The 22,170-nt window shown below is 59.7% G+C and carries 20 protein-coding genes and 1 tRNA gene; 8 read left to right on the top strand and 13 right to left on the bottom strand.

Annotation, left to right across the window (positions count from 1 at the left end; translation table 11 throughout):
• Positions 1-19: 19 nt before the first annotated feature.
• Positions 20-817, bottom strand: coding sequence for an undecaprenyl-diphosphate phosphatase (locus tag ACSSNI_RS13605; protein ID WP_102835884.1), 798 nt, complete (start codon positions 815-817; stop codon positions 20-22).
• A gap of 182 nt (positions 818-999) precedes the next feature.
• On the bottom strand, positions 1,000-2,007 hold the full coding sequence (gene yejK / locus ACSSNI_RS13600) for a nucleoid-associated protein YejK (protein WP_200638961.1): 1,008 nt from the start codon (positions 2,005-2,007) through the stop codon (positions 1,000-1,002).
• Positions 2,008-2,155: 148 nt separating this feature from the next.
• On the opposite strand from yejK, the gene ACSSNI_RS13595 reads away from it, so the two are divergent.
• Entirely contained in the window at positions 2,156-3,367 is a 1,212-nt protein-coding gene (locus tag ACSSNI_RS13595) for an MFS transporter (RefSeq protein WP_234484543.1), read from the top strand.
• Positions 3,368-3,637: 270 nt separating this feature from the next.
• Positions 3,638-3,829 (top strand): hypothetical protein, encoded by a 192-nt coding sequence (locus ACSSNI_RS13590; RefSeq protein WP_045425197.1) that lies wholly within the window; start codon positions 3,638-3,640, stop codon positions 3,827-3,829.
• Positions 3,830-3,879: 50 nt separating this feature from the next.
• Here the strand turns inward: ACSSNI_RS13590 and rlmF are convergent, their stop codons facing one another.
• The 8 genes from rlmF to ACSSNI_RS13550 form a co-directional block, all read right to left on the bottom strand.
• On the bottom strand, positions 3,880-4,866 hold the full coding sequence (rlmF, locus tag ACSSNI_RS13585) for a 23S rRNA (adenine(1618)-N(6))-methyltransferase RlmF (RefSeq protein WP_200638963.1): 987 nt from the start codon (positions 4,864-4,866) through the stop codon (positions 3,880-3,882).
• Between the two features lie 45 nt (positions 4,867-4,911).
• Positions 4,912-6,081 carry a YbfB/YjiJ family MFS transporter gene (locus ACSSNI_RS13580; protein WP_200638965.1) on the bottom strand — a complete coding sequence of 390 codons (1,170 nt, stop codon included), beginning with the start codon at positions 6,079-6,081 and terminating at the stop codon, positions 4,912-4,914.
• A 173-nt stretch (positions 6,082-6,254) separates the two neighbouring features.
• Complete coding sequence (locus ACSSNI_RS13575) at positions 6,255-6,551, bottom strand: winged helix-turn-helix domain-containing protein (protein WP_200638967.1); 297 nt, start codon at positions 6,549-6,551, stop codon at positions 6,255-6,257.
• Between the two features lie 74 nt (positions 6,552-6,625).
• Positions 6,626-8,008: a sodium:proton antiporter NhaD gene (nhaD, locus tag ACSSNI_RS13570; protein WP_200638976.1), complete on the bottom strand. Its 1,383-nt coding sequence runs from the start codon at positions 8,006-8,008 to the stop codon at positions 6,626-6,628.
• Positions 8,009-8,367: 359 nt separating this feature from the next.
• Entirely contained in the window at positions 8,368-11,202 is a 2,835-nt protein-coding gene (locus ACSSNI_RS13565; protein ID WP_200638984.1) for a valine--tRNA ligase, read from the bottom strand.
• A 157-nt stretch (positions 11,203-11,359) separates the two neighbouring features.
• Positions 11,360-11,719, bottom strand: a complete 360-nt coding sequence (locus ACSSNI_RS13560; RefSeq protein WP_200638986.1) for a DNA polymerase III subunit chi — start codon at positions 11,717-11,719, stop codon at positions 11,360-11,362.
• A gap of 125 nt (positions 11,720-11,844) precedes the next feature.
• On the bottom strand, positions 11,845-12,264 hold the full coding sequence (locus ACSSNI_RS13555; protein ID WP_159967463.1) for a DNA polymerase III subunit chi: 420 nt from the start codon (positions 12,262-12,264) through the stop codon (positions 11,845-11,847).
• 31 nt (positions 12,265-12,295) lie between these two features.
• Positions 12,296-13,789, bottom strand: coding sequence for a leucyl aminopeptidase (locus ACSSNI_RS13550; protein WP_200638987.1), 1,494 nt, complete (start codon positions 13,787-13,789; stop codon positions 12,296-12,298).
• Positions 13,790-13,974: 185 nt separating this feature from the next.
• Between ACSSNI_RS13550 and lptF the strand changes: the two genes are divergently transcribed.
• Positions 13,975-15,096, top strand: a complete 1,122-nt coding sequence (gene lptF / locus ACSSNI_RS13545; protein ID WP_102835895.1) for an LPS export ABC transporter permease LptF — start codon at positions 13,975-13,977, stop codon at positions 15,094-15,096.
• Positions 15,089-16,150, top strand: a complete 1,062-nt coding sequence (lptG, locus tag ACSSNI_RS13540) for an LPS export ABC transporter permease LptG (protein ID WP_200638989.1) — start codon at positions 15,089-15,091, stop codon at positions 16,148-16,150. The genes lptF and lptG overlap by 8 nt, the downstream gene beginning before the upstream one ends.
• Positions 16,151-16,224: 74 nt before the next feature.
• Here lptG and ACSSNI_RS13535 read toward each other — a convergent pair whose 3' ends face one another.
• The 3 genes from ACSSNI_RS13535 to ACSSNI_RS13525 form a co-directional block, all read right to left on the bottom strand.
• Entirely contained in the window at positions 16,225-16,722 is a 498-nt protein-coding gene (locus tag ACSSNI_RS13535; RefSeq protein WP_200638991.1) for an RDD family protein, read from the bottom strand.
• A 98-nt stretch (positions 16,723-16,820) separates the two neighbouring features.
• Positions 16,821-17,033 carry a cold-shock protein gene (locus ACSSNI_RS13530; RefSeq protein WP_003284681.1) on the bottom strand — a complete coding sequence of 71 codons (213 nt, stop codon included), beginning with the start codon at positions 17,031-17,033 and terminating at the stop codon, positions 16,821-16,823.
• Positions 17,034-17,470: 437 nt separating this feature from the next.
• Positions 17,471-17,557: transfer RNA gene (locus tag ACSSNI_RS13525), tRNA-Leu, on the bottom strand.
• Between the two features lie 114 nt (positions 17,558-17,671).
• Between ACSSNI_RS13525 and queA the strand changes: the two genes are divergently transcribed.
• The 4 genes from queA (at position 17,672) to secD (ending at position 22,158) form a co-directional block, all read left to right on the top strand.
• Complete coding sequence (gene queA, locus ACSSNI_RS13520) at positions 17,672-18,721, top strand: tRNA preQ1(34) S-adenosylmethionine ribosyltransferase-isomerase QueA (protein ID WP_200638993.1); 1,050 nt, start codon at positions 17,672-17,674, stop codon at positions 18,719-18,721.
• A 14-nt stretch (positions 18,722-18,735) separates the two neighbouring features.
• Complete coding sequence (gene tgt, locus ACSSNI_RS13515) at positions 18,736-19,851, top strand: tRNA guanosine(34) transglycosylase Tgt (protein WP_200638995.1); 1,116 nt, start codon at positions 18,736-18,738, stop codon at positions 19,849-19,851.
• A gap of 41 nt (positions 19,852-19,892) precedes the next feature.
• Positions 19,893-20,222 carry a preprotein translocase subunit YajC gene (yajC, locus tag ACSSNI_RS13510; protein WP_021209500.1) on the top strand — a complete coding sequence of 110 codons (330 nt, stop codon included), beginning with the start codon at positions 19,893-19,895 and terminating at the stop codon, positions 20,220-20,222.
• A gap of 67 nt (positions 20,223-20,289) precedes the next feature.
• Positions 20,290-22,158, top strand: a complete 1,869-nt coding sequence (secD, locus tag ACSSNI_RS13505; protein ID WP_159967468.1) for a protein translocase subunit SecD — start codon at positions 20,290-20,292, stop codon at positions 22,156-22,158.
• Positions 22,159-22,170 lie beyond the last annotated feature (12 nt).

Here is a 22,170-nt window from a genome sequence, read left to right as displayed (position 1 = left end):
GGGCCTCCATCGACGCTAGTCAGAGGGCGATGAACAGCAGTGTCACGCCCAGCAGCAGGCGATAGATCACGAAAGGCAGCATGCCCAGCGCGTCGAGCGCCTTGAGGAACAGCTTGATGCAAAGGAAAGCGGCTATGAACGACAGCGCTGCACCGATGAAAATGTCATTCCACGGCGCAGCTTCACCTGACTGAGCCAGTTCGACCGCTTTCAGGCCGCCTGCGGCGAGAATCAGCGGTATCGACAGCAGAAAGGAGAAGCGTGCAGCAGTCTGCCGGGTGAAGCCGAGCAACAGGGCCGCAGTCATGGTGATACCCGAGCGCGATGTACCGGGAATCAGCGCCAGCGCCTGGGCAAAGCCGATGATCAGTGCGCTCTTCCAGGTCAGCTGGTCCATTTCGGCGACACGTCGGCCCTTGACGTCGGCGTACCACAGCAGCAGGCCAAAGATGATGGTCGTTGCCGCAATGAACAGCATCGAACGGGTGTACTGCTCGATATAGTCTTCCAGCAGCAAGCCGATGATTCCGGCTGGCAGGGTGCCAATGATAATCGCCCAACCCAGACGGCTTTCGGCACTGACCTGCCGACGGAATACATGCGCCAGCCAGCCGCGGGTGGTCGCGATCACTTCGTGACGGAAGCAGATCAATACTGCGAGCAATGTGCCGACGTGCACCGCAACGTCGAATGCCTGGCCTTGGTCGGGCCATCCAAGCACTTGCGAAGGAAGGATCAGGTGGGCGGAAGAGGAAATCGGGAGAAATTCGGTAATGCCCTGCACCAGGGACAGAATAATCAGGTGAAGCCAATCCATTGTGATTCCTTAGCCGTTACGGATAGAGCGGGGGGTTGCGGCAGCGATAAGCAGCCATCTGACTGGCAGATGGCCGTTTCATTCCAGCGGGAAGGCAGATTTTCGTAGCGAGAGTGCCTTGCGCGGGCTTGGCCCAGAGCTTCAGCAGTCTCCGACCTGAACAGGCGTCGCTGCCCGGCGCCTTATCCCTTGCGGCGCTTGAGTTGATCGGTCAGCTGCGTCGGCAGGTTGCGGATGATCAACATGTCGCGGGCTTCGTCGTACTCGACTTTCGAGCCCAGCAGGTGTGATTCGAAGCTGATCGACAGCCCCTCGGCACGCCCGGTGAACCGCTGAAACTGGTTCAGGGTGCGCTTGTCAGCGGGAATCTCCGGCGAAAGGCCATAGTCCTTGTTGCGGATGTGGTCGTAGAAGGCGCGCGGCCGCTCCTCGTCGATGACTCCGGACAATTCTTCCAGTGACATAGGTTCGCCGATCTTGGCCTGACTGCTGGCGTAACCCACCAGTGCGCTGGTTTTCTCACGTGCCTTTTCGTCGGGCAGGTCTTCGCTCTCGACGTAATCGCTGAAGGCCTTGAGCAGCGTGCGCGTTTCGCCCGGGCCGTCGACGCCTTCCTGGCAACCGATGAAGTCGCGGAAGTACTCGGACACCTTCTTGCCGTTCTTGCCCTTGATGAAGGAGATGTACTGCCTGGACTGCTTGTTGTTCTTCCACTCGGAGATGTTGATGCGTGTCGCCAGATGCAGTTGCCCCAGGTCGAGGTGTCTGGCTTCGGCCACATCCAGTGCGTCGGTCACGGTCACGCCATTGCTGTGATGCAGCAGGGCGATGGCCAGGTAATCGGTCATACCTTGCTGGTAGTGAGCGAACAGCACGTGGCCGCCGGTTGACAGGTTGGACTCCTCCATCAGCTTCTGCAGATGCTCGACCGCCTGGCGGCTGAACGCGGTGAAGTCCTGATTGCCTTCCATGTACTGCGCGAGCCAGCCGCTTAAGGGGTAGGCGCCGGATTCCTCATGGAAGAAGCCCCAGGCCTTGCCCTGCTTGGCGTTGTAGCTCTCGTTGAGATCGGCCAGCAGGTTCTCGATGGCCTGGGAATCACCCAGCTCGGAGTCGCGGGCATGGAGAACGGCTGGCGTGCCGTCCGGCTTTTTTTCGATCAGGTGAACGATGCAGTGGCGAATCGGCATGGGGTACTCGCGTCGGGAAAGGCAGACAGGCGGCAGTTTACCCGAGCAAACCCGCCACTCGTCGTTCACTGAGTAAAAAGGGGAGGTGGATGACGGGGTGGTTGCGAGTAAGATGAATCCCCCTCGATTTTTGCAAAGTGTGTCAGCGATGAATGCGATTTGGCGCAACAGTACCTGGATCCTGCTGGGCGGCTCCTTGATCCTTGCTCTTTCCCTGGGTATCCGGCATGGGTTCGGCCTTTTTCTGCCACCGATGAGCGCCGAATTCGGCTGGGGGCGTGAAACCTTTGCGTTTGCCATTGCCCTGCAGAATCTGATCTGGGGCTTGGCGCAGCCGGTCACCGGCGCGCTGGCGGACCGTTTTGGTGTGGCCCGTGCCGTGCTGCTCGGTGGTGTGCTCTACGCGGTCGGCCTGTTGCTGATGGCGGGCGCGGATTCGCCGGTTTCGCTGTCTCTCAGTGCTGGCCTGCTGATCGGGCTGGGGCTTTCCGGAACCTCCTTTTCCGTGATCCTTGGTGCAGTCGGGCGCGCGGTGCCGGTCGAAAAACGCAGCATGGCGATGGGTATTGCCAGCGCAGCGGGTTCGTTCGGGCAGTTTGCCATGCTGCCTGGCACGCTTGGTCTGATTGGCTGGTTGGGCTGGTCGTCGGCCTTGCTGGCGCTGGGTTTGCTGGTGGCGCTGATCATGCCGCTGGCGCTGATGCTGCGCAGCGGACCAGCAGTGCCGGTGACCGGCCCGCAGCAAACGCTGATGGAGGCGCTGCGTGAAGCGGTCAGCCATTCCGGCTTCCGGCTGCTGGCGCTGGGTTTCTTTGTCTGCGGGTTTCAGGTGGTGTTCATCGGTATTCACTTGCCGGCCTATCTGGTCGACAAGCAGTTGCCTGCGATGGCCGGCACGACCGTTCTGGCACTGGTTGGCCTGTTCAACATTATCGGCACCTACACGGCGGGCTGGTTGGGCGGTTGTTATTCGAAGCCGAAATTGCTGACGGCGCTTTATCTGGCTCGGGCCGTGGTAATCAGCGCGTTTTTCTTTGCACCGCTGACGCTGTGGACCGCCTATGCCTTCGGCATCGCCATGGGGCTGTTGTGGCTCTCTACCGTGCCCTTGACCAACGGCACGGTCGCTACGCTGTTTGGCGTGCGCAATTTGTCGATGTTGGGCGGCATCGTGTTTCTGTTCCACCAGATCGGTTCGTTCTTCGGTGGCTGGCTGGGCGGCTGGGTCTATGACACGACTGGCAGTTACGACCTGGTCTGGGAGATTTCTATCGCGCTGAGCCTGATGGCTGCTGCGCTCAACTGGCCAATTCGTGAGCAACCCGTCGAGCGAGTGCGCTTGGCTGCAGGTATGGCCTGATGCGCCGCGGCTGGTTATGGGCAGGCGGCGCCATGTTGGCTTCGCTGCTTTTGGTCGCGGCCTGGTGGGGCTGGCAGCAGGGTGGCCTGGCACTGTTGCAGCTGGGAGTAGGGATCTGTTGATCAATCGTTCGGGTAGTTTTTGCTTCTGTTAGGGAATCAATTGCGCAACGGATGGCTCCAACAGGCGAGACGAAGGAAGGTTGTCGTTGAATCGTAACCTAAGGCCTGTAAAAAGCTGCGGCATGCAGTTATCTGGAGCTACCGAACCATGTCCACTCTTACCGAACTCGCCCAACAGATTGCCCAGCTCTATCCGCTGCAGGACAAACGCGTCGGCAAGCGCTATCGCGTCGTCGGCGAACTCGCCGGGATGACCGAGCTGGAAGAAATCAACGGGGAGCCGAGGTATATCCAGACGCTGGCCCTTAAAGATCGCCAGCGCTGGGATATTGCCGTCTGAAGTAAGTTGCTTAGCTGATCATTCGGAAAGCGATCAGCCCAACTGGCGACTCACCAGTGATCACTCCGCCACTTCGTGCGCTGTTCATTATCGAGGTAGGTCCAGGCCACGAAGCGGCTGCGCTTTTGCCCCTGGGACATTTCGCATACGCGTACTTGTTGGGCGCCAAGCTTCTTGAGCCGAGCCTGTAGAGGCTGCACGTTGCTCGCTTTCGAAACCAGCGTGCTGAACCAGCAGACTTGTTGGCTCACGCCACGACTTTCTTCCGCCAGCAGCGCAACAAATGCTGCCTCCCCACCTTCACACCAAAGTTCCGCTGCCTGACCGCCGAAGTTAAGCGCGGGCAGTTTGCGCTTGGGGTCGAGCTTGCCAAGGTTGCGCCACTTTCGCTGGCTGCCACTGCTGGCTTCTGCTTGCGAGGCATGGAAGGGTGGATTGCAGAGTGTGACGTCGAAGCGATCGTCGGCCTGCAGCAGAATCTCAAATACGTGGCGAGGGTGCTGCTGCGCGCGCAGTTCAATGCTCTTGCCGAGCTTGTTTGCGGTGACGATGGTACGGGCCGACGCCAGCGCCGTTGCGTCGATATCGGACCCGGTAAAACGCCAGCCGTATTCGCGCAGACCGATCAACGGGTAAATGCAGTTGGCGCCGGTGCCGATGTCCAGTGCGTGAATGCTTGCGCCGCGCGGAATCTCACCAGCGTTTTCGTCCGCCAGCAAGTCGGCCAGACCGTGCAGATAGTCGGCCCGGCCTGGAATCGGCGGGCACAGGTAACCCGGCGGTATATCCCAGTGCACGATTCCGTAGAACTGTTTGAGCAGTGCGCGATTGAAGACGCGGACTGCCTCCGGATCGGCAAAATCGATGCTTTCCTTGCCGTAGGGATTGAGAATGACGAACCTCGCCAACTCGGGGCTGCCCGCTATCAGTGCTGGAAAGTTATAGCGCCCGGTATGGCGGTTACGAGGGTGCAGCACGGCCTTATCAACCGCTGGCTTGGCCTTGCGCGGTGGCGGTGTGGCGGGTCTGGATGTCATGGTCGGCTGCCGCTGGCGGTAAAAGTCCGTATTGTCCCACAGCTTTCACGCCCGACGTGGCACCAGCAGCATCCATATCAGTCCCCATAGCAGTGCGCCGGCGCCGAGCCAGAAAGCGCTGTGCAGGGAACCGCCCATGCTTAGCCAGACGCCAGTAAGCCAGGGGCCGGCCAGTTGGGTCAGGCTGTAGAGTGCAATCAGCGCTGCTGACAGTCGCGGTCCCTGGTGCGGATGAAGGGCGCGTGCCAGGCGCTGGGTCAGCAACACGGTGCCAAGAAAAGTGCCGCCGACCAGGACGGCACACATCAGGATCCCCGGTGCGCCGGGCAGCAACAGCGCAGCCAGCACACCGACCAGTTGCGTGACATAGCTGAAGCGCAGTGCCAGCGTATCGCCGAGCAGAGCGCCGAGGCGGTTCCAGAGCCAGGGTGAGGGCAGGGTAGCCAGTGCGACCACCAACCAGCTGCTCTCCACCAGCATGTCTCCCGGTTCGACCTGCAACCGCGCAACCATCGGCAAGAAGGTCATCGGCAGGATATAACCCATGCCGGCGCCTGCATACGAGAGAAACAGCGGTGTACTGGCGCGGTCCAGCAGGCGCGCGCTCCGGGGCTTTGTGGCAGTGCTTTGGGGTTCTTCGGGAGGCAGGTCGAGGCTCGCCAGTTTGCGCCAGCCCCACCACGAAAGCGGGATAGACAGGATTGCCGCAGGCCACCAACGGTCAGCACCCTCGAGCACACCGTTGCTTAAGCTGACCATCAGACTGGATACGATCAGTCCAACACATGCGCCAAGATAGACCAGGCCACTGGAGGAGACGCGGCGATGACGCGCCAGCCATTCCAGCAGCAGCGAGGGAGCCTGCACAAAAACCAGCCCGTTGCTGATGCCATTGAGCAGGCGCAGCGCTGAAAGCACCTCTACCGATTCGGCCTGGGTCTGCGCCAATGTGGTTCCGACATGCAGCACTAGTGCCCAAGGCAAGCTCCGGCGAATCTGACTAACCTGGTGCCAGCGCAGAGCGAGCAGCGCGCCAATCAGGTAGCCCAGGTAATTCCAGCTGGCGACGCTCGCGCCCTGTTGCACGGTGAGCACGCCATCCTCTACCAGCCACGGCAGAAGCGGCGTGTAGACGAATCGCCCGAGGCCATGGACAACCAGTAGCAGGGCGGCACCAGCGAGCAGTGCCGGGAACAGGGCGGGGCGTTGAGACATTGACGACGAACCATGCGGGCGAAGAGACCGAACAGCTTAACGGCGCGCCTAGCAAAGGACCACGCTACTGATGGTTGAGAGGAACGTTGCGAGTACGCGGATAAAGGCTACCCATCCCGCACCCCATTCTGGGACGGCCGAGCGGCGCCAGAGTGGATGTTTACCGCTCGCGGTTACGGATAGTCGAGAACGGATCTGATCTGCGCGAGGTTGCGCTCGATCCATTGCCGGTCGATCGCGCCCCAGTCGTGGATTCGGTACTGACCGGCGTTATGTCGCTCGCCGTCGTCCTGCGTAAAGCGGCAGTCGATGTCCAGGTCGGCGAGGGCTGCCAACGTATCCTGCGCCGTTCTGCGCGGCATTCCGGTTGCTTCTACCAGGGCGGGCACGCTGGTGGCGGCACCGCTGTCAATCAGCCAGGCGACATACAAACGGCGATAAAAACTGCTTTTGGTTTTGCTGACTGTCATCACAGCTCCATAACAGTGGGGGCCGGGCCCGTTGAACGCCGCCCGAGCGGCTTCGACGGGCCCGCCTGAGTGGTTCAACGCAGGGCGAGCATGCCTATATAGGTCACGGCGCCGGCTGTATAACCGAGGAAAGCCAGCAGGCTGACGCGCTTGACGTACCAGGTGAAGCTGATCTTTTCCATGCCCATGGCCGCAACGCCTGCGGCCGAACCAATGATCAGCGTGCTGCCACCCGTCCCGGCGCAATAGGCGAGCATCTCCCAGAAGTTGCCGTCGACGACGAACTGCGACAGCCAAGCGGCTTCAGCGGCTGGCGCAGCATCAAGGGTTTCCGGACTTACCAGCGGGTACATTTTCATCGAGCCGGCGACCAGTGGCACGTTGTCCACCACCGCCGACAGCAGGCCAATGCTGTAGTTGATCGGATAGATGTGCCCGAGGGAATCGCGCAGCGCCGTCGCGACCTGGGTCAAATGACCGGCCGTAGCAAGCGCCGCAACGGCCAGCAAGATGCCAAGGAAGAACAGCACGCTCGGGGTATCGACCTTGCGCAGGACGCCCACGACCGAAAGCGGGTGCTTGTGATCGTCTTCCTTGTGACGGTGCAGAAACTCGGTAGTGACCCAGAGCACGCCGAGCCCGAACAGGATGCCCATATAAGGGGGCAGGTGGGTAACGGTCTTGAAGACCGGCACGAACACCAGCGCGCCGATACCGAGCGCTAATACCAGGTTGCGTTCGAACACCGTGGTCGTTGGCGGGTTGCTTTCGGCCAGATGCGCTCTGGCGCCTGGACGGGGCACTTCGCCGCGCATGCTGAAGCTGAGGATCAACAGCGGAACAAGCAGGCAGACGAGGCTCGGGATAAACAATCCGACGATCACGCCCGAGGCGGTGATCTGGTTACCAATCCAGAGCATGGTGGTGGTGACGTCGCCAATCGGCGACCAGGCGCCGCCCGCGTTGGCGGCGATCACCACGACGCCGACGAACAGCCAGCGTTCGGGACGGCCGCGGATCAGTTTGCGCAGCAGCGATACCATGACGATGGTAGTGGTCAGGTTGTCCAGCGCGGCGGACAGGAAGAAGGTCAGGAAGCCGATGATCCACAACAGGTGCACGCGCTTGCGCGTCTGGATCCGGTCAGTGATGACCTTGAAACCTTCGTGGGAATCGATGAGTTCGACGATGGTCATGGCGCCGAGCAGGAAGAACAGAATCTCTGAGATTTCGCCCAGATGATGTCTCAGCGATTCGACTACAAAGGCTGAAGGTTCGCCTGGGGTATGCGCGGCAGATGGCAACAGTGGCACGATGGTTTCCGCACCGAGTATCAATGCAGTCCAGCACAGCACGGCTGTGAGGATTGCGGCGGCGGCCTTGTCAATTTTCAGCGGATGCTCGAAGGCTATGCATAGATAGCCCAGAACAAATAGAACAGCCATGAGTACATACATCGGAGGGGCTCCATTTTTTATAAACCGTGCCGGGCCATTCGGGTTGTTGTTCTGGCTCGGGGCTGACAGGCTTAAAAAAATGGGCGACTGGCGGTGCGAGAGAATTAAGTAACCGTGGTACGGAAGGTTTTACCTGCGTCGTGAACGGCTGCGCGTAGGGCAAACCGCCTCGGGTTTGCTTCGCTGCTGACTTACTTCATGTCGTGGAGCTTTCCGCGTGGGTTCAGGCCTGTCAGTTGCAATTCGTTACTGTCGGATGCGGCATAGTGTACCAGCGGCGCTGAAAGCGACTTGTCATCAATCAAGCGCAGTTATCTAAGCAAAAAGGCCAGCACATCAAGTGCTGGCCTTTCGCTTGTTTACAGGCTGGCGATGCGCTCGCGCTGCTCGACCAATCTGGCTTTGGCTTGCTCAGCCTCCGCCAGTTTGGCGCGCTCCTTGTCGATGACTTCGGCGGGCGCCTTGTCGACGAAGCCGGCGTTGCCGAGCTTACCGCCCACGCGCTTCACTTCGCCGTCCAGTCGACCTATCTCCTTGTCGAGTCGGGCAAGTTCGGCGTCCTTGTCGATCAGGCCTGCCATGGGCACCAGCACCTGCATGTCGCCGACCAGCGCCGTGGCCGACAGCGGCGGTTCTTCGCCTTGATTGAGGACGCGAACACTTTCCAGCTTGGCCAGTTTTTTCAGTAGCGGCTCGTTATCGGCGAGGCGACGCTGGTCGGATTCGCTGGCGTCACCCAGCACGACGTCGATGCGCTTGGCCATGGAGATGTTCATCTCGCCACGAATCTGGCGGATGCCCAGCATGAAGGCCTTGACCCACTCGATGTCACCTTCGGCCGCTTCGTCGATGCGCTCCGGATTGAACTCCGGCCACGGCTGTAGCATCAGTGTCGGCCCGGATTTGCCCGCCAGCGGTGCGACGCGCTGCCAGATCTCTTCGGTGATGAACGGCATGAATGGATGCGCCAGGCGCAGCGCCGTTTCCAGCACGCGCACCAGGGTGCGACGAGTGCCGCGTTGGCGTTCGACGCTGGCCGTTTCGTCCCACAGCACCGGTTTGACCAGTTCCAGATACCAGGCGCAATACTCGTCCCAGATGAACTCATACAGGGCCTGAGCGGCTAGGTCGAAGCGGAAGGCCTCCAGCTGGCGGGTGACTTCGGCTTCGGTGCGCTGCAACGAGGAGATGATCCAGCGATCCACCGACGACAGCTCAACAGGTTCGTCATTGATCCCCGTGTCCCTGTCCTCGGTGTTCTCGAAGACGAAGTTGGCGGCGTTCCAGATCTTGTTGCAGAAGTTGCGATAACCCTCGACGCGACCCATGTCGAACTTCACGTCGCGACCGGTAGAGGCCAGCGAGCAGAAGGTGAAACGCAGGGCGTCGGTGCCGTAGCTGGCAATGCCTTCAGGAAACTCGGTGCGGGTCTGCTTGGCGATCTTCTCGGCTAGCTTGGGCTGCATCATGCCGCTGGTACGTTTCTGCAGCAGCTCGTCAAGGGTAATGCCGTCGACGATATCCAGCGGATCAAGGACGTTGCCCTTGGACTTGGACATCTTCTGGCCCTGGCCATCACGAACGAGCCCGTGCACGTACACGGTCTTGAACGGAATCTGCCCGGTCAGATGGGTCGACAGCATGATCATCCGGGCTACCCAGAAGAAGATGATGTCGAACCCGGTTACCAATACGTCGGTAGGGTGAAATGTCTTGAGGAAATCGGTCTGCTCGGGCCAGCCGAGAGTGGAGAAAGTCCACAGTCCGGAGCTGAACCAGGTATCCAGCACGTCCTCGTCCTGGCGCAGTTCAACGTTGTTGCACAGGTTGTACTTGCTGCGTACCTCTACTTCGTCGCGGCCGACGTAGACGTTGCCCGCTTCGTCATACCAGGCCGGAATACGGTGGCCCCACCAGAGCTGACGGCTGATGCACCAGTCCTGAATGTCGCGCATCCAGCTGAAGTACATGTTCTCGTACTGCTTGGGCACGAACTGGATGTCGCCGCTTTCAACGGCGGCGATTGCCTTCTCGGCCAGCGGCTTCGTGGAGACGTACCACTGATCGGTCAGCCACGGCTCGATGATGGTGCCGGAGCGGTCGCCGCGCGGTACTTTCAGTCCGTGATCGTCGATCTTCTCCAGCAGACTCATGGCGTCGAATTCGGCGACGATAGCTTTGCGCGCGTCGAAACGGTCCATGTGCGCATAGCCGTCTGGCAGGCTGCCGTCGATCTTGTCGTTCACCGAACCGTCGATGTTGAACACCTGGGCGCGGGCCAGGATGCAGGCGTTCTGGTCGAAGATGTTGATCAGCGGCAGATGGTGGCGCTTGCCGACCTCATAGTCGTTGAAGTCATGAGCCGGGGTGATTTTTACGCAGCCGGTGCCAAATTCGAGGTCGACGTAGTCGTCGGCGATGATCGGGATCAGGCGGTTCACCAGCGGCAACATGATGTGGCGGCCGATGAGGCTCTTGTAGCGCTCGTCCTCGGGGTGCACCGCGACTGCGGCGTCGCCCAGCATGGTTTCCGGCCGGGTGGTCGCTACGACCAGGTAATCCTCGCCATCGGCTGTCTTGCAACCATCTGCCAGCGGATAGCATAGGTGCCAGAGGTGACCTTTCTCATCATGGTTTTCGACTTCAAGATCGGAAATCGCGGTGTGCAGCTTGGTATCCCAGTTGACCAGGCGCTTGCCGCGGTAGATCAGGCCGTCCTCGTGCAGCCTTACGAAGGCTTCTTTGACAGCCTCGGAAAGCCCCTCGTCCATGGTGAAGCGCTCACGCGACCAGTCCACCGAGGAGCCCAGGCGGCGAATTTGCCGGGTGATGTGACCGCCGGACTCTTCTTTCCACTGCCACACCTTGTCGAGGAACTTCTCGCGCCCCAGGTCATGACGGCTGACGCCCTGAGCGCCAAGCTGACGCTCGACCACCATTTGGGTGGCAATGCCGGCGTGATCGGTGCCGGGCTGCCACAAGGTGTTGCGACCCTGCATCCGCCGGAAACGGATCAGTGCATCCATGATGGCGTTGTTGAAGCCATGGCCCATATGCAGGCTGCCGGTGACGTTCGGCGGCGGGATCATGATGGTGTAGGGCTCGCCTGAACCTTGGGGCGCGAAATAGTTGTTCGATTCCCAGGTTTGGTACCAGGAGGTTTCGATGGCGTGCGGCTGGTAGGTCTTGTCCATGCGGCGGGACCCTTAGAACGGCTGATCGGAAAAGCGGGCAAGTATAAAGGCAAAGTGGATGATCGGCAGGCTTGCGATGCCGCTTTTGTCCAGCTGGCACAGCTAAGCGCGCGTGGATGGCTGTTCCGGCGGAGCGTGTGCCTTGGTTGTCAGCGAGTCAGGAGCGATGAGACTTGATCAGCTGCTCGGCGCGTGCCTCCAGGCGAACCCGCAGTTCGGCTTCGATCTGTGGCACGAAATCATCGATGACTTCCTGCAGGATCAGTTGCGCGGCATTTCGCAGCTCGTGGTCGAGATGACGCTCGGCGAGCGTTCGGAAGGCCGTACGCACGGCAGGCTCGCGTGGCTCGACCTCCGGCTCGGCTGCTGGTGCGTGTTCGACGATGTCTGAAAGCAGCGGAATGCTGTCCGGATCCAGTGTCTCGCTCAGCAGTGGCGCGTCTTGGTCGCCTAGTAGCGCGCGAATGGATTCCAGATCATCTAGAAGGTGGGCTTTAGGGGGGCGCGATTGCGTCATGTACGGGGCATCCGGAATTGAGCGTCCAGGCGTGTTAAGGCGATCCTGATCGGGCATTGGCCCAGAAGCTATTGATGTCCATCGGTGGCAGGCTTGGCGACTCCTTCGCTTGCAGCCATCGTGCGTTACAGTTCGACTCTCTTTGGATCATAGCCACGCTGCCGATAGAGGCGAAAGTTGTCCCGGCAGACGGTCAGTAGCTCAGGCTGCTGATTGACGATCTCGATCACCCGGCTGAACTGGTCGGTATGCGGCGATAGCGTCGGTGAAAGGTTGATCAGCAAGCCCTGTACCGAGGCGGGTGGCTGCTCTGTACCAATCACCACAGGGGCAAGTGGATCGACCCCGTGCAGTTCATGCGGGATGAAACGTTCTGCACGAAAGGTCCACAGAAGCTCGTCGAGTTCATTGCACTGCTGGTCGTCCTGGCACCGAATGAACACCGACAGGCCGTGCTGCCAGCCTTTGCTTGCCAACTGGCAGGCCGCTCTCGCGCGGCCCGCCTGCTCGCTGTCAGGCAATACGTAGAACTCGATCCGAGTCATGCCGGGTTTACGCTCGTTACGCTCGTGTCGTTCATGCCTGCTCGGCTCGGTCCAGCAGGTACTGGGTCAGCAGAGGAACCGGACGTCCCGTTGCGCCTTTTTCCTTGCCGCCACTGATCCAGGCAGTACCGGCGACGTCCAGGTGCGCCCAGGGGTAGGCCTTGGTGAAGCGCGAAAGGAAGCAGGCCGCGGTGATGGTGCCGGCCTTGGGCCCGCCGATATTGGCGATGTCGGCGAAGGGGCTGTCGAGCTGCTCCTGGTACTCGTCGAATAATGGCAGTTGCCAGGCACGGTCGTCGGCTTTCTGGCCGGCGCCCAATACCTGCTGCAGCAGTTCATCGTTATTGCCAAGCAGGCCAGACGTGTTGCTGCCCAGCGCTACGATGCAAGCGCCGGTCAGGGTGGCGACGTCGATCACTGCGCGGGGCTTGAAACGCTCGGCGTAGGTCAGTGTGTCGCAGAGCACCAAACGACCTTCGGCGTCGGTGTTGAGAATCTCAACGGTCTGGCCGCTCATGGTCGTGACAATGTCGCCGGGGCGGGTAGCGTTGCCGCTCGGCATGTTCTCCGCGCAGGCGAGTAGACCGACAATATTGATCGGCAGCTCAAGCTCCAATGCAGCACGGAAGGTGCCGAGCACACTGGCCGCACCGCACATGTCATATTTCATCTCGTCCATGCCCTGGCCGGGCTTGAGGCTGATGCCTCCAGTATCGAAGGTGATGCCTTTGCCGACCAGTGCGTAGGGCTGCTCGCCTTTTTTCCCGCCGTTGTACTGCATGACGACGATACAGCCGGGTTGCTCGCTGCCCTGGGAAACGGCGAGAAACGAGCCAGCGCCAAGTTCACGCAGCTTTTTCTCGTCCAGAATTTCGACCTTCAAACCTTTGAAGGTCTTGCCAAGCTGCTTGGCCTGATCGGCAACGTAGCTCGGATGGCAGATATTTGGCGGCAGGTTGCCAAGGTCGCGGGCGAAGCTCATGCCGGCGGCAATCGCTGCGGCGTGACGAGCAGCCTGCTCGACGCGTTCCTGGTCAGCTTTGTCAGTTAATAGGGTGATCTTGCCGAGCTTGGGTTCGTCGTTCCTCTTGCTCTTGAACTGGTCAAATACGTACTGACCATCGGCCAATACCTCGACCAGCATGCGAGCACGTGCATAGGTATCACGGTCCTTGACCTGCACATCCTGCAGGGCAAAGGTCGCATCGCTTCCGGCAAGCCCTTTGAGTACGCCGAGGGCGGCTGCGGCGATCTTTCGCCACTGGCGCCCGTCGCGCTCGTCGTCCTTGCCGGTGCCAACCAGTAGAACGCGATCGGCCTTGAGGTCTGGCAGGCTGTGCAGCAACAGCGTCTGTCCCGCTTTGCCTTTCAGGTCGCCGCGCTTGAGCACTGCACTGATCGCGCCGCCGGTGGCCTGGTCGACGGTTTGGGCTGTTGCACCGAGCAGGCCCTCTTCGCCAACGGGCAGAACCAGGGTGGCTGTTTTTGCGGCAGCGGCTTTGGTGTTCTTTACAACGAATTCCATGGCGTCGAGTCCCCAAGACAAAGAGTCGGGTTTGCAGGATAATGCCGGGCTTGTTTTCCGGTGGTTCGTCTACCGGGGCGTTGGAAAATGCTGAGTGACTCCAACGCTCTGTTACGTGCGGGCCGGCTGCTTGGTGGCTAGTTTGAGCGTAGCCGCCGGAGCCTGACAACCCTGGAGTGTCCGGTTTGATCGTCTTTCGTTACCTGTCCCGTGAGCTTCTGGTCACCCTGAGCGCGGTAAGTGCCGTGCTGCTGGTCATCATCATGAGCGGGCGTTTCATCAAATACCTGGCGCAGGCCGCACAGGGGCTGCTCGATCCCGGTGTTCTGCTGATGATCATGGGGTTCCGCCTGCCGGGGTTCCTGCAGCTGATTCTGCCGCTGGGCCTGTTTCTCGGCATTCTGCTGGCCTATGGGCGGCTCTATCTCGACAGCGAAATGACCGTGCTCTCGGCTACTGGTATGAGTCAGCGCCGTCTGCTGACCTACAGTTTGGCGCCGGCTGCGCTGGTCGCCGGACTGGTCGGTTGGCTGAGTCTAGGGCTGGCGCCGCAGGGTGTGGCTGAGGTTGATCGCATCCTTAATGAGCAGGACTCGCTGACTGAGTTCGACACGCTGGTGCCGGGCCGCTTTCAGACTCTGCGCGATGGCACTCGCGTGACCTATACCCGTGAACTGACTGCTGATCGCACCGAGTTGGCCGGCGTGTTCATCTCCGAAACCAACCTGTCCAGCGCGACCGGCGAAAAGCGCGGACTCTCCGTTCTGGTTGCCGAAAGCGGGCGTCAAGAAATCCAGCCTGACGGAAGCCGCTATCTGATTCTGGAAAACGGTTATCGCTATGACGGCAACCCAGGGCAGGCCAATTATCGGGCGATCCAGTACGACACTTATGGCGTGCTGTTGCCCAGGCCGGAGGTCAGTGTCGAGCTGAGCGAGCGTGAATCAATGCCGACGCTCGATCTGCTTGGGAGTGACGACATTCGTCTGCAGTCCGAGCTGCAGTGGCGTCTGTCGTTGCCACTGTTGGTATTCATCGTCACGTTGCTGGCGGTCCCGCTGTCGAAAGTGAATCCGCGGCAGGGGCGCTTCTTGAAACTGCTACCCGCAATCCTTCTGTATATGGCCTACCTCGCGCTGCTCATCGCTGCCCGGGGCTCCCTGGACAAGGGTCGAATCCCCCCGGCGCTGGGGCTCTGGTGGGTGCACGGAATCTTCTTCGCAATAGGGATGCTGATGCTTTATTGGGAACCGCTGAGGCTTGCCATCAGCAAGCGCCGCAGCCTGTCGAGGGCCGCTCATGCGTAAGCTTGATCGCTACATCGGCAGCCACGTTCTGCTGGCGATTCTGACGGTACTCGGCATCATTGTCGGCCTCGCATTGCTGTTCGCCTTTATCGACGAACTGGGCGATGTGAAGGGTAGCTACGGCACGTTGCACGCCGCCGTTTACGTACTGCTCACCACGCCGTCACGGATCTACGAGATGTTGCCGATGGCGGCCTTGATCGGCTGCCTTATCGGGCTTGGCACGCTGGCGAGCAGTAGCGAGCTGACCATTATGCGGGCTGCCGGCGTGTCTCTCGGGCGCATCGTGCTGGCTGTGATGAAGCCGATGCTGTTACTGCTGCTGATCGGTGTGCTGATAGGTGAATATGTATCGCCCTGGAGCGAAAACATCGCACAGGCCACTCGCTCTTCGGCGCAGGGCGCTGGCGAAGCGCAGAGCAGCAAGCGCGGGCTCTGGCATCGTCAGGGTGACGAATTTGTGCATATCAATGCGGTGCAGCCCAGTGGTCTGCTGCTCGGAGTTACCCGCTACCGTTTTGACGAACAGCGTCAGTTGCTATCCGCAAGCTTTGCCCGCCGCGCTCGCTACGAGGATGAGCAGTGGTTGCTTAGCGATGTCGCTACGACGCATTTTCGAGGTGATCACACTGAGGTGACAAAAGTCGCCGAGGAACGTTGGGATGTTCAGCTGACACCTCAATTGGTCGGTACTGTCGTGATGGAGCCGGATGCGTTGTCGATCACCGGATTGTGGCGCTATATCCACTATCTGGGTGAGCAGGGGCTGAACAACGGTCGCTACTGGCTGGCATTCTGGAGCAAGGTATTGCAGCCAGCGGTGACAGTAGCGCTGGTGTTGCTGGCCATCTCGTTCATCTTTGGACCGTTGCGCTCCGTAACGCTCGGTCAACGCATCTTCACCGGTGTCATTGTTGGTTTCGTGTTCCGAATTTTGCAGGACCTGTTGGGTCCGGCAAGCCAGGTGTTCGGCTTCTCGCCGCTGCTGGCAGTGGCGGTGCCGGCGACCATCTGCGCGCTGGCGGGTGTCTGGCTATTGCGGCGGGCGGGGTGATTGCATTCCTGCAGGCTCAAAACCTGAGCCTGCAGGGCTTGATCGGTCGAGCGAGAATGACTCGCCGCCTGGCGCTATTTCTTATGGATGTTCTTTGGTAGCTGCACGACCTGACTCTCCGAGTAGATGTCATGCCAGGTTCTGCGCTTCTTGTCGATCAGCATCCACCAGTAGCCCAGCCCCAGGGCAAGCCAGGACATGATCGCAATCAGGAAGCGCAGCAGGGCCTGCCACAGGTCGATGGCGCTGCCATCGGCATTCTGAATGCGTACGCCCCAGACCTGCATTCCGAGTGTCTGACCGTTGTGTGTCCAGAACTTGGCAAAGAAGGCGAACAGGGTGAACAACAGTAGAGTCGAGAGGATCGGGTCTATATCGAGTCCGCCGGCTTCCGCCACTGCTTTAAGGCCTTCGTTGCCATAAAAAAAACGCAAGAGCACCTGCTGGTAGAACAGCGTAACCACCATCATCAGTGCGATCGACAGGAAGGCATCATAGAAGATGGCGGCGAGTCGACGAGCCAGGCCGGCGGCAGGAAACGGGCCCTGCGGGCTGAGTGGATGGTTGCGCATGCATATTGTCTCGCTAGGAAAGGCGGTGGCGCATTCTACGGAAACGCGTGCATAAAAAAGCCCCTGATGTTGCCATCAGGGGCTTTTCGGAGCGGGGCTTATTCCTGGATTTGAACCTGGTCAGCCTGCATGCCCTTTTGACCTTGTACAGCTACAAAGCTGACTTTCTGGCCTTCTTTCAGGCTCTTGAAGCCATTGCCTTCGATCGCGCGGAAGTGCACGAACAGATCCGGACCGCTCTCGGGAGTGATGAAACCAAAACCTTTTTCGTCGTTAAACCACTTGACGGTACCGTTCTGACGATTCGACATAGCTTTGTATCCTTGAAACTCAATAGTGGAAGCGCCTCTGCAAATGCAGAAAGCGGAAACTGGTTGCAAGGAGTAAAGAGTCGAACGGATGTAGCGGATCTTGAGATCTACTGCACCAGGCCACGATTCAACAGCGACCCATGCAAACACAGTGGGCACACTCTACGATAACTCGCTGGGCGATGCCAAGCCCTTGGAGCCATAGATTATGCCCACCGCAAGCGGTGCTTACAGTGCTATTTAGTGCTGCAGAAATTCGACTTATCGCAGTTTGGTTCAGTCGGTGCTGTATGAGGCGCCGCCAGTACGAAACTTTTTTCCATGAAGCGTAAGGCTTGCTTCAGCAGGGCGCTGTAGGCCTGTCGCTGGTCGGTGAAACCGCTTCTCGCTGCGGATCCCCCCGCCAGAAGCGATAGCTGCTTCTGGTCACTGAAGTATGGTGCCTCGAGAGAGACTCGAACTCTCACGTTGTTACCAACGGCGGATTTTGAATCCGCTGCGTCTACCGATTCCGCCATCGAGGCTCAGTGGCGGCGCAGTATAGGGATGCATTGCGGAGCGGTCAATCGTCTGGCGTGGTCAGAATGAGGTGTTTCCGCTAAGCTTTGCGCCCCTGCTGCTCCGTGCTGATCTTTTCAATGCAAGTCTCCGCTTTTTCCTTCGATCTCCCTGATTCGCTGATCGCTCGACATCCATTGGCCGAGCGTCGTGCCAGTCGTTTGCTGACGCTCGACGGTTCGACCGGTACGCTTGGTCACCACAGTTTCGTTGAGTTGCTCGATTACGTGCGCGCCGGCGACCTGATGGTTTTCAATAACACGCGGGTGATTCCGGCGCGTCTGTTCGGCCAAAAAGCGTCTGGCGGCAAAGTCGAAGTGCTGATCGAGCGCGTGCTCGATGGTCGCCGGGTGCTGGCGCATATCCGGTCCAGCAAATCGCCAAAGCCAGGGAGTGGCATTCACATCGATGGCGGCGGCGAGGCGCTGATGCTGGCGCGCCATGACGCGCTGTTCGAATTGGAGTTCGATCAAGACGTGTTGCCGTTGCTGGAGCGCGTCGGTCATATGCCATTACCGCCTTATATCAACCGACAAGACGAAGCCGCAGACCGTGAACGCTATCAGACGGTCTATGCCCAGCGGGCGGGCGCAGTTGCTGCACCGACGGCCGGATTGCATTTTGATGCTGAGTTGCTGGCTGCCCTTCGTGATAAAGGCGTTGAGAGTGCGTTTGTCACGCTGCACGTAGGCGCAGGCACCTTTCAGCCGGTGCGTGTCGAACGCATCGAAGAGCACCATATGCACCGTGAATGGCTCGAAGTTGATCAGGCCGTTGTCGATGCGGTGGCAGCCTGCCGTGCCCGAGGCGGCCGCGTGGTGGCTGTGGGTACTACCAGTGTGCGTTCGCTGGAGAGTGCGGCGCGCGACGGTGTGCTGAAACCTTTCAGTGGCGATACCGACATTTTTCTCTATCCGGGCAAGCCATTTCACGTGGTCGACGCGCTCGTCACCAACTTTCATCTGCCTGAATCAACTCTGCTGATGCTGGTGTCGGCCTTTGCGGGCTATCCCGAAACCATGGCTGCGTATGCCGAGGCCATCGCCAAGGGTTATCGCTTCTTCAGTTACGGCGACGCCATGTTCATCACACGCAATCCGGCCCCGCGCGGCCCCGAGGATCCCCAATGAGTCGTACCTGTCACATGTCCTTCGAGCTGCTGGCTACCGAGGGGCGAGCGCGCCGCGGCCGTCTGACCTTTCCGCGTGGCACGGTAGAAACCCCGGCGTTCATGCCGGTGGGCACCTACGGCACGGTGAAAGGCATGCTGCCGCGCGATATTGAAGGGATCGGCGCGCAGATCATACTTGGCAACACATTCCATCTGTGGCTGCGACCCGGTACCGAGGTGATCAAGGCGCACGGAGATCTTCACGATTTCATGCAATGGCAGGGGCCGATCCTGACGGACTCCGGTGGCTTTCAGGTGTTCAGCTTGGGGGCGATGCGCAAGATCAAGGAGGAGGGCGTTTATTTCGCCTCGCCAGTCGACGGCGCCAAGGTTTTCATGGGCCCGGAAGAGTCTATGCAGGTTCAGCGTGATCTTGGTTCCGACATCGTAATGATCTTCGATGAGTGCACGCCCTATCCGGCGGACGAGGACGTCGCGCGGCGTTCTATGGAGTTGTCGCTGCGGTGGGCGAAGCGCTCCAAGGATGCTCATGGCGATAGTCCGGCGGCGCTGTTCGGCATCGTGCAGGGCGGCATGCACGAGTCCCTGCGCATGCGCTCACTGGAAGGCTTGTGCGAGATCGGCTTTGACGGTCTGGCGATCGGCGGGCTTTCCGTCGGGGAGCCGAAAGAAGAGATGATTCGCGTGCTTGATTTTCTGCCACCGCAGATGCCGGCCGACAAGCCTCGCTACTTGATGGGCGTTGGCAAGCCGGAGGACCTCGTCGAAGGTGTGCGTCGTGGGGTGGATATGTTCGATTGCGTGATGCCGACCCGAAATGCGCGAAATGGGCACTTGTTTACCGATGTCGGGGTGGTCAAGATCCGCAACGCTTCGCACCGCTACGATGATTCGCCGCTGGATCCAGGCTGTGATTGTTACACCTGCAAACACTTCTCTCGAGCCTACCTGCATCATTTGGATAAATGTGGCGAAATGTTGGGGAGCATGCTGAATACGATCCACAACTTGCGGCACTATCAGCGCCTGATGGCTGGTTTACGCGAAGCTATTCAACAGGGTACATTGGCGGCCTTTGTCGACGCCTTCTATGCCAAGCGCGGCCTGCCAACGCCGCCGCTTGCGTGACGAATTCATAACTTAACTGATCTCTGCAACAGGAGTGCTACATGAGCTTTCTGATTCCCGCCGCCTACGCTCAAGAGGCTGCCGCTGGTCCCGCTGGTAGTGGCTTCGAGTGGCTGTTCCTGGTCGGTTTTCTGGTCATCTTCTACTTGATGATCTGGCGCCCACAGGCCAAGCGTGCGAAAGAGCACAAGAACCTGATCGGCGGCCTGCAGAAGGGTGACGAAGTGGTGACTTCCGGTGGTATCGCTGGCAAGGTCACCAAAGTTTCTGATGACTTCGTTGTGATCGAAGTCTCCGACTCGGTGGAGCTGAAGTTCCAGAAGGTGGCGATCGCCGCAACGCTGCCCAAGGGCACGCTGAAGGCCATCTGAGCCGACTTCTACTCAACACCAACGACGGGGCGCGCAAGGCGCCCCGCGTCATTAGACGGGCTGCGTCATGCTCAATAGATTCCCCCTCTGGAAATATCTGCTGATAGTGGTAGTGCTCGGCATTGCCATCATTTATTCGGCGCCCAATCTCTATCCGGATGATCCGGCTGTTCAGATCACCGGCGCTGCCACCTCGCTCAATGTCACCGAAGCGGATCTCGATCAGGCGAGCAAAGCGCTTGCCGAGGCCGGTATCGAAGTCAAGGCTGCAAGCCTTGACGAGCAGGGGCGGGGCGGCCTGTTGCGATTGACTGATCAGGACGATCAGCTGCCTGCCAAGGATGTGGTGCGTCGTGCGCTGGGCGATGCCTATGTGGTTGCGCTCAATCTTGCGCCCACGACGCCAGAGTGGCTGCGTGACTTGGCTGCGAGCCCGATGAAGTTGGGCTTGGATTTGTCCGGTGGTGTGCATTTCCTGCTCGAAGTCGACATGGAAAAAGCCATCGAAACGCGCCTCAACGTTTACGAGGGTGAGGTCAAGAGCCTGTTGCGCAAGGAGCGTGTGCGCTACCGCAGCCTTCCTTTAGCTGAAAATGCTGTGCAGCTGGGTTTCGCCGACGAGGCCACGCTTTCGACTGCTCAGTCGCTGATCCGCAAGAACTTCAACGATTTTGAGCTGACGTCCACCGAGCGCAACGGCCAGCAGGTGCTGCGTCTGGCCATTACCGAGGCCAAGCTAGCGGAGATCCGCGAGTATTCGATCAAGCAGAATCTGACCACCGTCCGTAACCGGGTCAATGAGTTGGGAGTCTCCGAACCGTTGGTTCAGCGTCAGGGTGCCAACCGCATCGTAGTTGAGCTTCCGGGGGTTCAGGACACGGCTGAAGCCAAGCGTATTTTGGGCAAGACTGCGAACCTCGAGTTCCGGCTGGCGGCCGAAGCTGACGCTGCCCGTGCGACAACCGAGACCTTCGAGTTCCGTGAGGAGGGGCGTCCGCCTGTCCAGCTCGAGCGCAACCTGATCATCACTGGTGACCAGGTCACCGACGCTCAGGCCAGCTATGACGAGAATGGCCGGCCTCAGGTGAACATCCGCCTGGATGGGCATGGCGGCGATCTGATGAACCGCGCCACTCGCAACAACGTTGGGCGCAGCATGGCGGTTGTGTTCATCGAACAACGGCCGACAACACGCTACGTCAAGCAGATGGTCGACGGAGTAGAGCAAGAAGTGCGCGTCGAGACCTTCCAGGAAGAGAAAAAAGTCATCAGCCTGGCAACCATCCAATCTCCTTTGGGCAGTCAGTTCCGTATCACTGGTCTTGACGGTCAGGGCGAGTCATCCGAGTTGGCATTGCTCCTTCGTGCCGGGGGGCTGGCTGCACCGATGTACTTTGCCGAAGAGCGCACCATCGGCCCAAGCTTGGGTGCTGAAAACATTCAGCTCGGTGTCGAGGCGGCGATGTGGGGCTTTTTGTTCGTCGCCGTGTTCATGGTGCTGATCTACAAGTTCTTCGGGATCCTGGCTACCGTCGCGCTGCTGTTCAACATGATCGTGCTGACGGCATTGATGTCGATGCTGGGCGCCACGCTGACGCTGCCGGGTATCGCCGGTATCGTGTTGACGATGGGCATGGCGGTTGATGCCAACGTTCTGATTTTTTCGCGTATCCGCGAAGAGATTGCTAACGGCATGTCAATTCAACGCGCTATCCATGAAGGCTTCGATCGCGCGTTTTCGGCGATTGTTGACGGCAACCTCACGACCCTGCTGGTAGGCGGCATTCTCTTCGCCATGGGAACCGGGCCGATCAAGGGTTTCGCCGTTACGCTCTCGCTCGGGATCATGACTTCTATGTTCACCGCCGTCATCGTGACCCGAGCCATGGTCAACCTGATCTACGGTGGCCGTGATCTCAAGAAATTGTGGATTTAAGGGGCTAGCACG

Source organism: Stutzerimonas tianxiuensis (genome assembly GCF_053470365.1).
Note: the sequence above shows the minus strand (reverse complement) of the source record. Positions and strands in the feature narration are given on the sequence as shown.

Excerpts from the sequence above, each read along its gene's own strand:
- ACSSNI_RS13605 (WP_102835884.1), bottom strand. The coding sequence starts at position 817 with ATGGATTGGCTTCACCTGATTATTCTGTCCCTGGTGCAGGGCATTACC.
- yejK (WP_200638961.1), bottom strand. The coding sequence starts at position 2,007 with ATGCCGATTCGCCACTGCATCGTTCACCTGATCGAAAAAAAGCCGGAC.
- ACSSNI_RS13595 (WP_234484543.1), top strand. The coding sequence starts at position 2,156 with ATGAATGCGATTTGGCGCAACAGTACCTGGATCCTGCTGGGCGGCTCC.
- ACSSNI_RS13590 (WP_045425197.1), top strand. The coding sequence starts at position 3,638 with ATGTCCACTCTTACCGAACTCGCCCAACAGATTGCCCAGCTCTATCCG.
- rlmF (WP_200638963.1), bottom strand. The coding sequence starts at position 4,866 with ATGACATCCAGACCCGCCACACCGCCACCGCGCAAGGCCAAGCCAGCG.
- ACSSNI_RS13580 (WP_200638965.1), bottom strand. The coding sequence starts at position 6,081 with ATGTCTCAACGCCCCGCCCTGTTCCCGGCACTGCTCGCTGGTGCCGCC.
- ACSSNI_RS13575 (WP_200638967.1), bottom strand. The coding sequence starts at position 6,551 with ATGACAGTCAGCAAAACCAAAAGCAGTTTTTATCGCCGTTTGTATGTC.
- nhaD (WP_200638976.1), bottom strand. The coding sequence starts at position 8,008 with ATGTATGTACTCATGGCTGTTCTATTTGTTCTGGGCTATCTATGCATA.
- ACSSNI_RS13565 (WP_200638984.1), bottom strand. The coding sequence starts at position 11,202 with ATGGACAAGACCTACCAGCCGCACGCCATCGAAACCTCCTGGTACCAA.
- ACSSNI_RS13560 (WP_200638986.1), bottom strand. The coding sequence starts at position 11,719 with ATGACGCAATCGCGCCCCCCTAAAGCCCACCTTCTAGATGATCTGGAA.
- ACSSNI_RS13555 (WP_159967463.1), bottom strand. The coding sequence starts at position 12,264 with ATGACTCGGATCGAGTTCTACGTATTGCCTGACAGCGAGCAGGCGGGC.
- ACSSNI_RS13550 (WP_200638987.1), bottom strand. The coding sequence starts at position 13,789 with ATGGAATTCGTTGTAAAGAACACCAAAGCCGCTGCCGCAAAAACAGCC.
- lptG (WP_200638989.1), top strand. The coding sequence starts at position 15,089 with ATGCGTAAGCTTGATCGCTACATCGGCAGCCACGTTCTGCTGGCGATT.
- ACSSNI_RS13535 (WP_200638991.1), bottom strand. The coding sequence starts at position 16,722 with ATGCGCAACCATCCACTCAGCCCGCAGGGCCCGTTTCCTGCCGCCGGC.
- ACSSNI_RS13530 (WP_003284681.1), bottom strand. The coding sequence starts at position 17,033 with ATGTCGAATCGTCAGAACGGTACCGTCAAGTGGTTTAACGACGAAAAA.
- queA (WP_200638993.1), top strand. The coding sequence starts at position 17,672 with ATGCAAGTCTCCGCTTTTTCCTTCGATCTCCCTGATTCGCTGATCGCT.
- tgt (WP_200638995.1), top strand. The coding sequence starts at position 18,736 with ATGTCCTTCGAGCTGCTGGCTACCGAGGGGCGAGCGCGCCGCGGCCGT.
- yajC (WP_021209500.1), top strand. The coding sequence starts at position 19,893 with ATGAGCTTTCTGATTCCCGCCGCCTACGCTCAAGAGGCTGCCGCTGGT.
- secD (WP_159967468.1), top strand. The coding sequence starts at position 20,290 with ATGCTCAATAGATTCCCCCTCTGGAAATATCTGCTGATAGTGGTAGTG.